At 46.1% G+C, this 16,040-nt stretch carries 14 protein-coding genes; 9 read left to right on the forward strand and 5 right to left on the reverse strand.

Features of this window, described 5'->3' with window-relative positions:
* The first annotated feature begins 57 nt into the window (after positions 1 to 57).
* The gene (locus tag ACYOR7_RS13395) at positions 58 to 552 is read left to right on the forward strand and encodes a hypothetical protein (RefSeq protein ID WP_479914226.1); all 495 of its coding nucleotides are present in this window, start codon (positions 58 to 60) and stop codon (positions 550 to 552) included.
* A gap of 399 nt (positions 553 to 951) precedes the next feature.
* On the opposite strand, the gene ACYOR7_RS13400 is transcribed toward ACYOR7_RS13395, so the two are convergent.
* Both ACYOR7_RS13400 and ACYOR7_RS13405 read right to left on the reverse strand, forming a co-directional pair.
* Positions 952 to 1,434, reverse strand: coding sequence for a VOC family protein (locus ACYOR7_RS13400; RefSeq protein WP_479914227.1), 483 nt, complete (start codon positions 1,432 to 1,434; stop codon positions 952 to 954).
* Positions 1,435 to 1,525: 91 nt separating this feature from the next.
* Positions 1,526 to 2,350 carry a serine/threonine protein kinase gene (locus tag ACYOR7_RS13405; protein ID WP_479914228.1) on the reverse strand — a complete coding sequence of 275 codons (825 nt, stop codon included), beginning with the start codon at positions 2,348 to 2,350 and terminating at the stop codon, positions 1,526 to 1,528.
* A gap of 468 nt (positions 2,351 to 2,818) precedes the next feature.
* On the opposite strand from ACYOR7_RS13405, the gene ACYOR7_RS13410 reads away from it, so the two are divergent.
* Positions 2,819 to 3,151, forward strand: a complete 333-nt coding sequence (locus ACYOR7_RS13410) for a hypothetical protein (RefSeq protein WP_479914229.1) — start codon at positions 2,819 to 2,821, stop codon at positions 3,149 to 3,151.
* A 421-nt stretch (positions 3,152 to 3,572) separates the two neighbouring features.
* Complete coding sequence (locus tag ACYOR7_RS13415; RefSeq protein ID WP_479914230.1) at positions 3,573 to 3,911, forward strand: hypothetical protein; 339 nt, start codon at positions 3,573 to 3,575, stop codon at positions 3,909 to 3,911.
* Between the two features lie 1,532 nt (positions 3,912 to 5,443).
* Here ACYOR7_RS13415 and ACYOR7_RS13420 read toward each other — a convergent pair.
* Together ACYOR7_RS13420 and ACYOR7_RS13425 are read right to left on the reverse strand one after the other, a co-directional pair.
* On the reverse strand, positions 5,444 to 6,679 hold the full coding sequence (locus tag ACYOR7_RS13420; protein ID WP_479914231.1) for a cation diffusion facilitator family transporter: 1,236 nt from the start codon (positions 6,677 to 6,679) through the stop codon (positions 5,444 to 5,446).
* A gap of 185 nt (positions 6,680 to 6,864) precedes the next feature.
* Positions 6,865 to 7,047, reverse strand: a complete 183-nt coding sequence (locus tag ACYOR7_RS13425; protein ID WP_479914232.1) for a hypothetical protein — start codon at positions 7,045 to 7,047, stop codon at positions 6,865 to 6,867.
* Between the two features lie 2,034 nt (positions 7,048 to 9,081).
* Here ACYOR7_RS13425 and ACYOR7_RS13430 point away from each other — a divergent pair.
* Positions 9,082 to 9,276, forward strand: a complete 195-nt coding sequence (locus ACYOR7_RS13430; RefSeq protein ID WP_479914233.1) for a hypothetical protein — start codon at positions 9,082 to 9,084, stop codon at positions 9,274 to 9,276.
* 77 nt (positions 9,277 to 9,353) lie between these two features.
* On the opposite strand, the gene ACYOR7_RS13435 is transcribed toward ACYOR7_RS13430, so the two are convergent.
* Positions 9,354 to 9,779 carry a hypothetical protein gene (locus ACYOR7_RS13435; protein WP_479914234.1) on the reverse strand — a complete coding sequence of 142 codons (426 nt, stop codon included), beginning with the start codon at positions 9,777 to 9,779 and terminating at the stop codon, positions 9,354 to 9,356.
* 132 nt (positions 9,780 to 9,911) lie between these two features.
* Here ACYOR7_RS13435 and ACYOR7_RS13440 point away from each other — a divergent pair, with 132 nt between their 5' ends.
* The 5 genes from ACYOR7_RS13440 (at position 9,912) to ACYOR7_RS13460 (ending at position 15,938) form a co-directional block, all read left to right on the forward strand.
* Positions 9,912 to 10,121, forward strand: coding sequence for a hypothetical protein (locus ACYOR7_RS13440; RefSeq protein ID WP_479914235.1), 210 nt, complete (start codon positions 9,912 to 9,914; stop codon positions 10,119 to 10,121).
* 514 nt (positions 10,122 to 10,635) lie between these two features.
* Positions 10,636 to 12,297, forward strand: coding sequence for a thermosome subunit beta (gene thsB, locus ACYOR7_RS13445; protein ID WP_479914236.1), 1,662 nt, complete (start codon positions 10,636 to 10,638; stop codon positions 12,295 to 12,297).
* Between the two features lie 66 nt (positions 12,298 to 12,363).
* A complete protein-coding gene (locus ACYOR7_RS13450; RefSeq protein ID WP_479914237.1) occupies positions 12,364 to 13,050 on the forward strand; it encodes an ArsR/SmtB family transcription factor in 687 nt (228 codons plus the stop codon).
* Positions 13,051 to 13,138: 88 nt separating this feature from the next.
* Entirely contained in the window at positions 13,139 to 13,690 is a 552-nt protein-coding gene (gene hsp20, locus ACYOR7_RS13455; protein WP_479914238.1) for an archaeal heat shock protein Hsp20, read from the forward strand.
* A gap of 82 nt (positions 13,691 to 13,772) precedes the next feature.
* On the forward strand, positions 13,773 to 15,938 hold the full coding sequence (locus ACYOR7_RS13460; protein WP_479914239.1) for a CDC48 family AAA ATPase: 2,166 nt from the start codon (positions 13,773 to 13,775) through the stop codon (positions 15,936 to 15,938).
* Positions 15,939 to 16,040 lie beyond the last annotated feature (102 nt).

A 16,040-nucleotide genomic window follows, 5' to 3' on the forward strand; every position in this document is an offset into this window, starting at 1 on the left:
CGGCCTGTTGATAATTGGATAGTATCAAAAAAATAACGCTTGTGCACATCAGATTTTGTGGGAGCGAAAGAATCTGCAGACGCAAAGGCAAAAGGGTTCCAAGACGAGCGGGAAATGTCGGAAGCCGATGCCTTTTTTCTTCAGGTACTCTACGAAAAGAGAAAAATCTCAAAGAACCAAGCAAGATATTCAGTGGAAGAAACAAGGCATGGCCAGTCTTGTTGTGTCAAATGCAAATTCAATCTGGGTGACGAGGGTAGATGTCACATTGTACGAGGCAGAATCAATAATGAAGAGGGCATGTCAAGATTCTTTTCACCGAAGGGTCATGGGATGCTTCCTGGTGATATTGTTTGGTTGTATGTGAAGGAGGCGGGAAGGAAATTGAAGTACAAAGAAGGCCATGTCATAAACAAAGGCGCAGCCGGCTTTCAATGCAAGGATTGCAAGTATTACCTCTATTCCAAATATTGCTTGTTAATTGAAGGCAAGTTCAAGCCAGAGATGAGTTGTGGATTCATCGTTAAGGTAGGGCACGGAACGGACGTCTGATCTCTTTGCCCTCAGGATGTTGCAGTCCTTACCTCTGGTGGCCATTACTCAGTGTGGGCATCGCTTGCCGCCCCTGATGGGCGACTCGCAACTAACATTTGCCGCTATCGAAAAAATAAAATATTGTATTTTACGCTAGAATACTACTCGTAAGCTGAATGAGCGGGTCGTCGCTTACGTATGCGCTAGGTAGAGACTTACTGTGTCCGTATCCGTTTGCCCGCTCCTTAGTTTACGGGTGCCCAAATCCGAACGTGCGACGCATGTCAGCAACTCCTATCCTCGATGGGCGTCGCTGCATATATGCCCCGCCCTCTGCATTTCCGGGAGGTCACCGTTTTGAAAGAGAGGGCGGGGCCCGTCTTGGTCGTGAAGACCAGACCAGTTACAGTCTTACCTTTACCGCTTGAGAGGCTGAGCAAAGGACAATTGGTAACCATCTGGGTCTCTAATGTGAAAGAATCTTTCGCCCCAGGGAGCTTCGGCGGGCTCGGTTTCAAATATTGCATGCTTTGAGAGAAAATCCTCTTTCTTCATGTACCTGTAGAGGTCGTCGACATTTTCCGTATGAAATATTATTCTCCCAAAATCGGTTCTTCTGCTATCGCTGCTGCCGGTTCCCTGCTCCCTTTCTTCTTCTTTTTCTTGTTCTAGGTCTGCTTGCGTCATCATAATCCCAACCTTTCTCTCGGTCATTTCTTCTGCTAGCTCTAAATTGAGGTATGCTTTCCTTTCACCTTCACTAATCTCGAACGTCGAAAAGGTATCGTCAGGGGCGCCCCCATAGACCACCCGAAAGCCCGGTATCTTTGAATAAAACCGGCACGAGCTTTCCATCTCGTTTACTTTGAGTGTGATGGCAGAAATACGGTGGACTCTCATATTATATCTGCATCCAAATATACCATATCCACTCTCTCCTTTTTTCCTTCTTCTTCTTTTTTTGCGTGTCCTGCAAAGGCTTTCTTTCTCCCTAGTAGTAGTATCTGGCGTCAGGCAAATTCTCTATCTCTGACATCAGCTCCCAGACCGACCGGGGCCTATCTTCCTGGTGCATGCTGAGCATCTTCAGTATTAGCCTGTCCATCTGAGGCGATATGCTTGGATGGAACTTTGACGCTGGCTCGATGGCAGGCCTGCCCATACGGTTGTCATAGTGCGCCGGCCTTCTGCCAGTCATCATCTCATACAGCATCACCCCCATCGAGAAAATGTCGGCCCTTCCGTCAAGGTTTTCGCTGGAAAACCATTGTTCGGGCGCGCAATAGCCCGGGTCGCCTCCGACTTGGCCTATCTCCGCAGTTAGCATCAACGACTTTTTGTTGATATCCCTGCCGAGTCCCCAGTCCGTTATCTTGATTGCGGTCCTGTCGTCATCCACGTACATGATGTTGTCTGGCTTTAAATCGCGGTGGTATATGCCCCGGCTGTGGGCCTGCGCAAGCGCGTTGCATATTGGCAGGATTATCGAGTTTAAGGACTTGTTGCGCTGAAATACGTACCTGTCATGGAACTTTTCGTCCATGTGCTCTCGAAGCGAGCCACCGCGCAGGTACTCCATGACATACCATGGGCTAAAGTCTGGCGGGTCGCCCCCGAGGTTCCATTGGTATATCCTAACTACGTTGGGGTGATCAAGGGTAGCCAGTATCTTGATCTCGCGCTCAAAGCGCTTCTTGTTCACCACGTCGGCGCTTTTCAGGAGCTTCATGGCGTAAGTGTTGCCGTCTTCTCCTTCGACTTGGTAGACGTTTCCAAAGCCGCCGGACCCAAGGCGTTTGACTGTCCTGTACTGCATTCAAAAAAGACCTGTGACTGTAATATCGCGCTTTTTTGCTATAATTATTACGCCGTCTTGGCGCAGAAACAAAATTAGCAGTGCTTCTTTTTGGACTGTTTTAATAATTACGTTTTTAGATTTTTTGATGCATGACAGGACGCAGTTAGACTACGGGCAATTGTACATGCAATAATAAAAGACAAAAAGAATGCTGCCTATTCGCAATTCAAATCATGCCAGATGCACACAGTAACGCAAGGAAAGCGTCTCGATTGGCAGTCAGATACACCTTTTATCCTGTTACACTGGAGCCATTTTCCTACTGGCAGTTTGGCCGGATAGAATGGGCCCTTCCATGCTGAGTAAGGCCAGCCAGAGCAACCTATCCGATACTCCGACAATACAGATATCCACGCCGAGAGTTAAGACTCTTTTTACCTAAAAATCCTTAATAGCGCCGCAAAGTATTCGGATTTGAGACCCTAATTGGTCTGGGACCCGCCAAAGCAGCAAGTAAATGTCCGGCGCATGATTATCTACTCTTTCATCCCCATTCTCTCAATTTATGCAGGATGGAGGATACAAAAATTCTGGCTGTTGTTCATAATAAATTTCATCCTCGGTGTGTCTTTTGGATTTTTGACACGCCCGCTGGAGGAAGCTAGCCCTCCTTACGCTGGAGTACTTGTAGGTCTGGCAGTGCAGATACCTGTCTCCATCTTCTTGGTAAGAAAGTTTGCGATGGAATATAACGAAAAAATCACAAGGGAAACAACATTTGACAGTAGTAGCGGAGGCAACAGTCCTCCGTCTCCGTGAAGCGATGATGCTGCTCTTCTCTTCCTCTCTCTCTATTTGATATTCAAGGATTGCCACTTTGGTACTAAGTTCAAGAATCTAGTCACCATATTAGATAAATTATAGTAGAAAATATACTAGAATCGGGGAGGAGGAAACGGGGGAGAGAGCACATGAGCAATTCAATTTACGCCACCAACACATTTTGCAGCACCTGCCATGAACGTCGACCGTTGGGAATTACCCACTGTCCAGAGTGCGGCAGAAAAGTACGAACGCATCGTATGACCAGTCGAAAACAAAAGGACAAGCCGAAAGCCGCGGCCTAGGCTTCTTCTTTCTTTTTCTTTACATGATTCAAGATGTTACAACATATAGATACACACCCCCTCCCCCTAAAGTGCCAGCTTTGTTAAATCAGCTTGCAAGTTTTCCGGAAAATATGGACGACTTCCTAGACACATACATACAAGTCCATCTCGAGCATGAGAGAAAACATCTTGTTTCAATACATCATCATCCTCCTCCTTCTTCCTCGTCGTCGTCGGCTGCAACGGATGACAGAGTTCAAGCATGGATATCAACAATAGAAAATGCTCCGCGCTCCATCGAGGCCATACAAACGCTCATGGATACAAAAGAGGTAGAAATGAACAAAACAGCCGATGTTTCAGAGCTGCAGCAACTCGACAGAGAATGGTCTGCTCTGGAATGGTTGCAGGGCATAATACGACAGGCGCAAAAAGAGGAGCAGCAGCAGAATCTGCTCCAGTCCAAATAGGAGCAGAACGTTTTTGCCAGCCCCTTGTACTGGAAAATGCCGTGACATTGGCATCAAAGGACACAACACAAGCCTGTACGACGTAGGCATGAAATACTGCTCTGGCTGCGAGAAATTCTTCTACAGCGAAAGGAGCAGGTGCCTATGCTGCGGTCGACAGTTTAGGAGTCGGCTGTCAAATAGGAACAGAAGAGTGAACGCAAGCGCGGATGTTCAGTGATAATACTGATGAAAATACAACTTGCAACTACTACGAATACTCTGCTGCTTTTCTTGTAATCGCTAGACAGGCGAACACCGATAAGGAAGCTGCCATAGATGCGGATGGGAAACTTCTCGCGCAGACAAAAGCAACAAATTACTAGCGGAGTCAAAAGATGTCAAGAAATAGGAACTCTTACGACTTTGAATTTCAATTCAATCCAACGCTTGTTGGCGCTAGAATTTCAATAAAATAATTTTTGTGTGACTCTTGCGGCGATAAAAGCGAAAATGCTGGCTTGTCCCTGCAGGTTGCATGCTTTAGACAAATTCGTTCAACGTCTTTGAATTCCTGAACAATTTCCGCGGTTCCGCATGAAACACAGGTTACCTTTACCCTGTAGTAATGATTCATTCCATAACATTACCTCACAATATGATATACAGCATCATTAATGACCGTATATGGTCAAGAATAGTTAACTTAACTTGGGTACAGTGATCGCAACTCATCGTACGTCTTTAGGTATTCAGCCTCCGCAAGCAGGTAACATCTCCTCGTACTCACGATAGGTGAGTGGCCCGAATTGCGCGAGAATCCCGTCAACCCGAATATTCTTGCAGTGCTAATGCTCTGATATTATCATACTTTTGTAACTTTCTCTAGCGAATTCCTATAAACGGGGATGATGGGTATAATGCAACTTCCAAACCTGTTACGACTTGACACCAGTACGTCATCATGACCACTGCAAATGCTTCTGTGTTCATAGGCCCGAAAGCCTTCTGGAAGCGGGCGAGTAGGGCCTTTTCACATATCCCTCAATCAATCCAACTAGAATTTTCAAACCCCAAGATGAGCAACTAAAATACGCAGCTGCGGCTATACCTCACACGATTCAACTCTCAATATACAAGCCCGAGAAACCCCGGGCATGCTTTGTATTTCAAGCCCCATATCAAAATAAAGGAAACGTTGCTGTGCACCTCTTTGGCACTTCTTGTCACTTGTGCTCTCTCCTCTTCTCAACTAACTCTAATACGGCCTGCCTTCGCAGACGGTCTCTTCCAAGAGAATCTTCCTCCAGCGAGTATAGGAGACAGGCAGCGTGCAATTAGTGCGATATGGGTTAGGGACGAGCGGCTGCCACTTTTCCGTACAGGTACATTTAATCCTCAGGGCTTGATTCGCTCTTCGATATGGCATGATAGTGCTGAACCCAATATCCGTCTGTGTTTAAATCCTCCTGGCTCCGCTTACGTTATAGGTTCACTTGATAATCAGTAAAAGCGTGTTTCTACGCTGGTTTTATCAAAAGTCCCTTTTTCAATCATTTTCCCTTTTCCGGCTTTTTGAAATCGGTCGGACAACTGTCCTGTTCTAACTCGACGTAGATTTTTGAGGGGTTGATGTATGGAATGGTTGCTTTTACCTGCTTCTCTATCCTATCTATCACCAATTCTATCTTGTCGGTATCCAAGCCATCCTTTAGGTTGACCTCCATTGCAACAAGCACGTCCTTGGGGGCAAAGTGCATCGTCCGCAGGGAGACTACTCTGTTAACCTCGGGAATCTGCAGCACAGAATCGACTATTCTCTTTCTTTCTTTCTTGGATATTGCCTCGCCTATCAAAAGAGCCTTGTTTTCCTTTGCCAAGAATGAAGCAAAGACCATTAGAATCACTCCTATGGCAAGCGAGCTGATGGCATCATAGATTGTGTTGCCGGTACTTTCTGAGAGAAATAACCCTAGTGCAGCAATGGCGATGCCGAGAAGAGCGGCGCAATCCTCGACCATGACTGTCAGAATAGAGGGGTCCTTGCTTTCCCTAAACTCGTTGTAGAGAGTGTGAAGACTGACCTTTTCTCCCCTTGCCTCAATCGCTTGTTTGAACAACATGAATGTGATCCTCAAAGCATTTCCTTCAAATACCGCAGATACTGCCAGAATTATGTAGCTGATGCCGACGTTTTGGATATGGTGCGGCGCGACCAACAACGACGTGGCACCCTGCTCCAAGGAAAGCACGCCGGAAATCCCAAAAAGCATTGTGGCGACTAGAAAGGACCAGAAAAATTGCTCTTTTCCGTATCCAAATGGATGCCGCTCGGTAGCGGCCTTGGTACTAGTCTTTATTCCAACGAGTAATAGTATCTGGTTAAATGTGTCCGAGAAAGAATGAAAGGTCTCTGCCCACATTGCCGTGCTGCCGGTAAATATAGCAGCAATGAGTTTGGCTATGGCTATTCCAAGATTTCCAAACAGTGCGGCGTAAATCGCTTTCTTTGAGCCGCCGGCCAATGCTGGTACAATATCGTCCTTTCCTAATATGTGATAAAGACAATGCGCAACCAACGTGGTTTGTCTAGTATTGTGGTAATAAAGTGGGCAATCTACCCATTTAATTGACCACTCTTGTTCTATTCTCTGATATAGTACGCAGCTTCTAGTGTTTATAACAACGGGGTCAGGCTGAGCAGAGTCTCCATCGCAATATGCCCCAAATCCGACACAACAACGACTGTCCACTTCTGCTCCCCTGATCTCCCAAGGTTCTCTAGCCAAAATAACTGCTCATCGTATTGGAGTTAATCTTTCCATTGCCTTTGCACCTTTCGCAAGTCGCAGTGGATGTACCGGTCAGCACATATCCCCGGCCATTGCATGTTTTGCATTTCTCTTTTTCCATAGGGCGGCTAGAGAAATGGGAGAGTTATTCGAATTTGACGAAGCTGAATTTCACTGCCATATTAATTGCCATGCTGATACCAATTAGGATCAATGCCAACTAGCTCGCTGATTTTCCGATAAAACTCTTGAAGGTCAGACAGAGAAAGATTGAGCTCTTTTACAGCTCCAACATTCACTCCAAGTGCCTTGAGTTTGGAATAAACTTCGTCCTTTAATTCCTTTTCCTCGTCGTCCGTCACCACTTTATTCCGGCCTTCATTGGATATTTTTTACCGTCTCGCGTCTAAACGTATGAGGTACGGCGCGCATAAAAAGAAAGCAAGATTATGCCGTCGCACTCACAAAACGAAAGTGGTTATTCATTACAATTGTTTGCAGTCTCGTGGATTATTAGTATCACCGTAACTGCGCTTGCTGAATATTGCATTGAAAAAGAGGGTATATTTCCTGCAAAATCGATTTGGGAGCTCGCCACTAATGATAGAAGTGCAGAAAAAAGAGTATCCTGTATTCTGTTTACGCACAAAAACCTGACAGGCCGTTGTAAAGCTCTGTAGCTGGCATTACTTGTGAGCTGGCAGGCGTGACGCTTAAGGGAATCAGGAACCACTACAACGCGAAACCGATTATTGTGATCATACATCAGAAAAACCGCAAAATGCAAAGTCATTTTTATTATTTCTGCGAACTAGTACTGTTGGGCGCATAACTATGTGCTGGCTCTTGCGCCTGATACCCTACCTAGAAACACCGTAGTGGCCCCTACTCGCTTGTTCATACTTTGTGGTAGGGGTTTTTCGCTGACAAAAAGTCTCTCTATGCTCTTTATTTTTCACTTTGCTAAAATCTGCCTATGCGAATAAATCAAGCGAAGCGCAAATTTTGACCTGTTAGTTGTTATGAAAATACTTTTTGCACAAGATTCCGTCATTCGCTCGCCAAGACGCTAAACCTCGTGGTAGACGATAAAAAATTATTACTTTGAAACTTGTGAAAGAAAAAGAGTGAGATGGAAAAGGCAAAAAAAAGCCGCTGACGCCTAACGACGCCGCATCTGACTGCTAGGCTGTAGATATCAGATAGCCCAAAAAGTCAGGCTTGGCTCTCGTTTTTACCTCGAGTTTCTTGGCTGCTATCTCGATGTCTTGCTGCCGTTCGATTTTGTCGAACGCCTCGCGCCCAAGCCCGCATCTACGACACGAACCTAGCGAATATTCGTTCGGCATACCACAATCAGGGCAGTCGATTTCTCTAGGTGTTATCATGAATTCAGTACGAATTCATATTAGAAAAGATTATCGAATTGCTACCAAGTATTTGGTTAAAGTACGAAAATCATTTTTATCATGAGAGGGTACGAACATTGTCGGGCGTGCAGTTGTGCCGATTAGCGCCCGATAGACAGGCCGTGACAGCCCCTACCTTCTAGCTCGCGTCTGATCATGGTAGGGGCTTGACCATGACAAAAATCATCCTTGTATTGTTCATTTTTGACCAGCTGGTTGTTATTGTAGAAATCTTCTATAATGTTTTGTTAGGCTTGCACCTAACGTGCTTCAAACATCTCTTGACCCCGCCCTCGCCGAGTTTTGGCTTGTTCTCGGCGAGGGTACTTGTACTGGATGACATGGGTGTCTGTAGCTACTTCTAACGCTACTCTCTAGATACACGGCCAGCGCCACCTCCTAAGCCTCGACCTCCTATAACAGACAACAAGGTTATTGCGGATGCCCGTGGTGGTGATGATGACGATACTTTTTCACGCATGAGACAATTGTCAGGTCATGGAGCGACAATAGCCTGGAATTCCAGTTATGTCACTACATCATCCACCATAGAATCTCTGCATGCGGTTTATCAGCATTGACACTATTTTGCCCGCTCGACCTTTTGGAGCTCAACACTTATCTAAGGATCTATTTTAGAGGCCATAAAAAGCGGCACAGCCCTGAGCACAAAAGAGGGTGGGGGAGGTTGTCATCTTACTCTTTGTAGATAAAAACACGATCCACTCTTTTCCTTAGAGGATTTGTATGCATAACGTGAGTAATGATCAAGGTGTGAGGCAGCTGTTGCCTTGCCTCTTTTATGCAGAAGATTGTGCCGCTTTTTACACTGCCTAAAAGAGGTTATTGTCCTTCTGTACCTTTGCTTTCATGTAAAATTTTCTCGTATAGAATCTAGTTAGAAGTATACCATTATAATTCGATTTAAAAAAACAATAAAAGCCGCTTGCATGATGGATATTAACAATAAAATAGTTTCAATGCGCAAAAATGATTGCGGCTAACAATTCCGCAGCAACAGTTCTATCCAACAATGCAAAAACTGATCCTCAGTATGACCGGTACAAATTGACTGAACTTGGCGTAAAATCAGAGTTTTTGAATTTTATGAATGATGAGCAGAGACTAGAATTATTGAAATCTTTGCTCTACCTCATAGTGAAAATTCAAGATGGATATGCATGAGAGCAAGGAAAAGGTAGCCAAACGGTTGATGACTGATAGGTCGATAGACAGCATTCTCGTATGCAAACTAGTTTCTTTTAGTGCTTCCGGCTAGCCATTGCAGGAACTTGCTGCTTTCTGATATATCTTGCAAAGTCGCCAGATTTTGAATAATGCTGACCACCGATGGTTTCGGCTGAAATTTCATCTAACGATTTCGCCAAAAGGATCTTACCCATTTCTCCTAGCAAGGATAGAAGCGCGCTTTCAAATAATTCTGGGTCTTCCGCCAAGGCTGTGCGGACGTTAATCGCTTTTCCAAAGTAACAACTGATTATCCTTGACATAACTACATCATATACCTCATCCCCTAGAATGTCTCTCAAATTTTGCAAAATGGAATCAATAATGTTGCTGGAACTTGTTTTGAAAATCAATCTGTCCCCCAATATGGTAAAATATATCAGGGAATTTAAAATTATTGGTATTTGAGCCCTAATAAAAGATATGGTTGAATCGTACATACGCTTTATGATATGAGAAGGTCGAGCCGTTAGCATTTAAGTGATATTTTGATTCTGAAAATAATCTTTGACGAAAATCATGGCAAGATTTATCATTGATGCTTTCCTATTCACTATAACGGGTGAAAAAAGTTGGATGGGATCCGACTAGGCGATATTATCACCGAACTGCGGTCTTTAGGAATCGATCCGAGGCGGATGTCGGATTTGAACGATATCAACGAGCTGCTGGGTTTGGCCGAGATACTAAAACAATCCCTGATCGAAGAATTCAAACTTGCTTATAGTAATCAAGGTCACAAGTTTCAGGAAGAGGCAAAAGCAACAACTACAAAGTTTTAGCCACATCTGTATGAATTTTCGGAGCCGCCTTTACATGTCCTTGTCGACTTTTAACGGTAGACCGACGACATTCATGTCATGTTCTTTAAAGCCTTTTAGCTCGTTGCTTACCGTCATACTTGCCTTTCTCCAGACACAGCCGCTCGCACATAAGCAGGTATAGCTTTATCTCAATACTATGCTTTGCCGCAGTCTTTACAACTTTCTCAATGACCGCAGGTGTTATTGGCGGCGGCTGAAACGACGATTTCTTTTCTCCATCTTTTACATTATTCCAATTTCTTCAAAGAACTTTTCAGACTGCGGGGTAGCAATGGCTGTTTTTCGTCGGTTGTTACGAGCATGCTTTTCTGCTACAACTGTGCTCAAGCAATTCACATAATGAATTTATCTCCACACAATATGAACAAACGCCTGATAGATTCCTTTTTGTAAGCATCTATGGAGAATGTAAAAACAAGAATTAAATATCCCGTTACACACTAGGTGTTACTAACATAGGTGAACAAAATCTATGTCAGCACAACAAGTTCCTATAGTAGTTTTGAAGGAAGGTACGTCAGAAACAAAAGGCAACCAAGCACAGAGAAACAACATCACTGCCGCAAAGGCAATCGCTGAAATTGTTCGCACATCACTGGGACCCCGTGGAATGGACAAGATGCTCGTCGATACGCTTGGCGACGTGACCATAACAAACGACGGCGCCACAATCTTGAAAGAGATAGACGTGCAGCATCCGGCGGCAAAGATGATGGTCGAGATTAGCAAGGCGACGGACAACGAGGTCGGCGACGGAACGACATCTACAGTTGTCCTTGCAGGGTCACTCTTGGAAAAGGCGGAGGAACTGATCACAAAGAATGTCCATCCTACCGTAGTTGTCGAAGGCTTCAAGAAAGCTTCGCACAAGGCCATCGAGACACTACGCGAAATTGCCACCAAGGTGGATCCCGCCGACAAGGCATTTTTGAACAAGATCGCCCACACATCAATGGCTTCAAAGATAGTTTCAGCAGATTCCAAAGAGCTCTCTGAAATGGTAGTTGATGCAGTCCTTGCTGTTGCGGAGCGGGGTGGCAACGACAACGACCAGTATAAGGTAGATATTGACAACATCAAGGTAGAAAAGAAGGCCGGCGGAAGCATCCAGGACACCAAACTCATCCATGGCGTCGTGCTTGACAAGGAAGTAGTACACGGCGGGATGCCAAAACGAATCGAAAATGCAAAGATAGCCGTTATCAACTCGGCCCTTGAAATTGAAAAGACCGAGTTTGACGCCAAGATAAACATCAATTCGCCGGACCAGATGCAGCAGTTCATAGAGGAAGAAAACAGGATGCTAAAGGCGATGGTTGACAAGGTATCTTCCGCAGGGGCCAACGTCCTCCTTTGCCAGAAGGGAATTGACGATATCGCCCAGCACTACCTTGCCAAGGCCGGCATCATGGCAATTCGCAGAATAAAGGAAAGCGACATGTCCAAGCTGTCCAAGGCAACGGGCGCCCGAATTATCAACAATCTCGACGAGCTTGCGGCAAGTGACCTCGGCTTTGCAAAGGTAGTCGAAGAGCGCAAGGTAGAGACTGACAAGTGGGTATTTGTCGAAGAATGCAAGAACCCCAAATCGGTGTCTATCCTAGTCCGGGGCGGCTCACAGAGAGTAGTTGACGAAGCAGAAAGATCGGTCCATGACGCAATAATGGCTGTCAAAGACGTAGTTGAATATCCACATGTACTGGTTGGAGGCGGAGCCCCTGAAGCACTGGCCTCGCTGAAGCTACGAGAATGGGCCGCAACTCTATCTGGAAGGGAGCAATTGGCTGCTGAAAAATTTGCAGATGCCATCGAAACTATACCAATAGTTCTGGCAGAAAATGCCGGAATGGACCCACTCGATACGCAGGTACATCTCCGGTCAAAGAGCAGCACAGGAAAAGCACGCTTTGGAATCGATGTCATAAACGGCAAAGTGGCTGACCTGGCAGCAAAGGAGATCTACGAACCGTTGGCAGTCAAGGAGCAGGTCATAAATGCCGCTACAGAGGCAGCGTGCATGATCTTGCGCATAGATGATGTGATAGCTGCGTCAAAGACAAAAAATGACATGCCCAAGCCCGGAGGCATGGGCGGCGGAATGGGTGGCGGCGGCATGGGCGACATGGACATGTAGGATAATAATGATATGGCTACATGCTGCCCAACTCTTCCTTTTTATTCTGGCAAGGTGACTTGATATTTGGCCGAGCGAGCGCGCATGGACCCTGACATAATATTAGACATTTTGGGAAATGATACTAGGCGAAAGATACTCTCTATACTGTCCCAAGAGCCAATGTATTTCAACCAGCTAGCAAGGGAAATAGATATCGGCCAACAGGCAGTATTGCGGCACCTGCAGGCCCTTGAAGAAAGTGGACTAATTGAAACATATGCTGAAAAGAGCAAGCTTGGTGCACCGGACAGAAAATACTACCGTCTCAATAATTCGTTCATTTTGACCATCTCGCTATCCGAAGATGACTTTACGGTAAAAAAGCAAGAGATTGTAGAGTCACGGCACAAGGAGTCAAAGAAATACTACAAGGCGCTTGATTTAATGCCTAAAGATGCAGCGGACGCACTAGCCTCACTACAGTCAAGTCTGTCCGATATAGAAGCAGAAATGTCCGCTTTGGAATCGCGCCTGAACGACCTACGCGCACTAAAACAGCTCATACTCAATAAACTCCACAAGATTGGGATGGAGGACTTTGAAGAAGACGAGAGAAAGATCCTCTACATGATAGTGAAAGAATCGCCAAGTTCTATTGCAGAACTGTCAGACCTGATAGATGAAAAAGAGTCTGACCTGAGGACCATCATAAGTGGAATGAGAAAAAAGATGAACGACGACAGTGCAAAGGTCTTGCTCGACTTGCAATAGCCCTGTGAAACCGTGCCAGTCTCTCCCTGCCTGTTACTAACAGGATGTGAGTAACAAATAAATCCCTGTGTGTGTATTTGTAATGCAGGTGAAACTTGCACAGATGTGGAGAGATAGAGAATTTGGTTTCGGAAGACAACTGTTTGAAGACATCGACAGAGAGTTCGCCGAAGCTGAAGAAATGCTGAACAGGATGTTCAGAACCGTCAGAGACATGAGACCTGAGGAAATAGCCACGAACTTTCCGTACTACTACGGGTACCAGGTCACTGTAGGCCCTGACGGCAAACCACACATGAGAGAATTTGGCAACATACGGCCCAGCACAAAAGGCTTGGTAGCGCCGAGCGAAATCCGCGAGCCCCTGGTGGATACCACCTTGGATGAAAAAGAAAACACATTGACCATCACGGCAGAGATGCCCGGTGTGACAAAGCAGGACATCAAGGTCAGCGTAGCAGAGGAGGAGGTCACCCTGCACGCAGAAAAAGGCGACAAAAAGTACCACACAGAGATACCTGTTAACGTAGCGCTGGATGACAAGTCTGCAAAAGCGACATACGCAAATGGCATACTGGAGCTGAAGATAAAGCTGAAAGAGGCTCCGAAGCCAAAGGCGACAGACGTGAAGGTGGAGTAATAACGGGCCAAAAAATGCTCCCCTCCCATAATTTATTGTCGTTGTAAAAAAAGAGAGAGAAAAAAAGAGGTGAAAAAATTAGATGGCAAAAAATGGTAGCAAGAACGCTAATAGAATTACGCTAAAAGTGGCTGAGACAAACCCCAAGTTTGTCGGCAGGGGGATGGCTCTAGTTGATCCTAGAATCATGGAGGAGCTCAGCCTGTCCGCGGGAGACGTCTTGGAAATTAGTTTCAAGGGCAAGAAAAGCTACGCGCTTCTCTGGTCGAGTCAGCGGGAAGATTATGACAAGAAGCTTATCAGGATAGACGGGTACACCCGCAATAACATAGGAGTTGGAATCGACGATAGCGTTACTGTCCAAAAAGTTAACGTGAAAAAGGCAGAGCAAGTAATTCTAGCTCCGACAGAAGAACTCAACATCGTAGGCCTTGAGGAACACTTGCCAGAGCTGCTGGAAGGTCGCGTTGTCGGAAAAGGTGACGTGATTCCGCTTAACATAATGGGAAGAAGGATTGGCTTTGCCGTCACAGGTACTTCGCCGTCAGATGTGGCATCGCTAATTGACGCCAACACCGAATTTGTAATTGGCTCTGTACCAAAATCTGCAGGCAAAGGAGTCCCAAGAGTAGCTTACGAGGACATTGGCGGCTTGAAAAACGAAGTGCAAAAAGTCAGGGAGATGATAGAGCTGCCTTTGAGGCATCCCGAAATATTTGAGCGCATTGGAATTGAGGCTCCTAAAGGTGTACTTCTTCACGGTCCGCCGGGGACCGGCAAGACGCTCCTTGCCAAGGCAGTTGCAAATGAAACAAACGCCAACTTTTACTCGATAGGCGGCCCGGAGATAATGAGCAAATTCTACGGGGAGAGCGAAGAAAGGCTAAGAGAAATTTTCAAGGAAGCTGAAGAAAATGCGCCGTCGATAATATTCATCGACGAAATCGACTCGATAGCTCCAAAGAGAGAAGAGGTCAGCGGTGACGTTGAGAAAAGAGTGGTATCGCAACTTTTGACCCTGATGGATGGCATAAAGTCCAGGGGCAAGCTCGTGGTGATTGGAGCAACTAACCGGCCTAATGCCATTGATCCTGCCCTGAGACGCCCCGGCAGGTTTGACAGGGAAATAGAGATAGGGATTCCTGATGAACAGGGCCGGCTTGACATACTCTTGATCCATACGAGGGGCATGCCCCTGACACAAGATGTTGACCTTGCGTCGATAGCCAAGGTCACTCACGGGTTTGTCGGCGCTGACTTGGAGGCGTTGAGCAAAGAAGCCGCCATGCGCTCACTCAGAAGGATACTGCCAGAGATTAACCTAGAACAGTCAAACATACCTGCTGAAATATTGAACAAGATCAAAGTTACAAAACAGGACTTTGACGAGGCACTGAGAGATATTCAGCCTTCTGCGATGCGTGAGGTGCTGGTGCAAAAGCCTAATGTAAAGTGGGAAGACATTGGAGGCCTGCAACAAGTAAAGGAGGAATTGGCAGAAGCGATAGAATGGCCCCTCAAGCACGGCGACTTGTTCGTTCAAGCAGACGTCAGTCCACCCAAAGGCTTGCTGCTCTATGGTCCGCCTGGCACGGGCAAGACAATGATAGCCAAGGCAGTAGCAGCAACATCAGAAGCAAACTTCATCAGCATAAAAGGGCCGGAATTGATAAGCAAGTGGGTCGGCGAGTCGGAAAAAGGTGTAAGGGAAGTCTTTAGAAAGGCCCGTCAGGCAGCCCCATGTGTAGTGTTCTTTGACGAGCTGGATGCAATAGCACCGCACAGGGGCTCTGAAGGCGATGGGCATGTAACAGAGCGGGTGATTAGCCAGATGCTGACGGAGATGGACGGCTTGGAAGACTTGAAAGGAGTGGTGGTGATTGGCGCGACAAATAGGCCGGATATCATTGACGAGGCCCTTCTTCGCCCCGGAAGGTTTGACAGGATACTTGAAGTGCCAGTGCCGGACAAGGAGGCAAGGAAGCAGATACTACAGATCCATACAAGGAAAAAACCACTTGCTTCAGACGTTGACCTAGACAAGGTGGTTGAAATGACGGATGGCATGACTGGTGCGGATATTGCAGCTCTGGTAAACGCAGCGGCCATGACTGCTATCAAGGAGCATGTCACCAAGAAGAAAGATAATGGTGAACTAAAGGTCTCGATGAGACACTTTGAGGCTGCATTGGACAAGATCAAGCCAAAAAGGTCCGGGCAGAAAGACAGAGACTCCAAGGTTTCCTGAAAGCAAGAGAGAGGGGATAGTTGAAACAAAAATGACGACAACTACAACTACGCCGATGCCGATGACGCCCTTCCTCCTCCTTCTTGGTCCTTACGAGTATAG

It is taken from the genome of Candidatus Nitrososphaera sp. 86-2, from assembly GCF_056726185.1.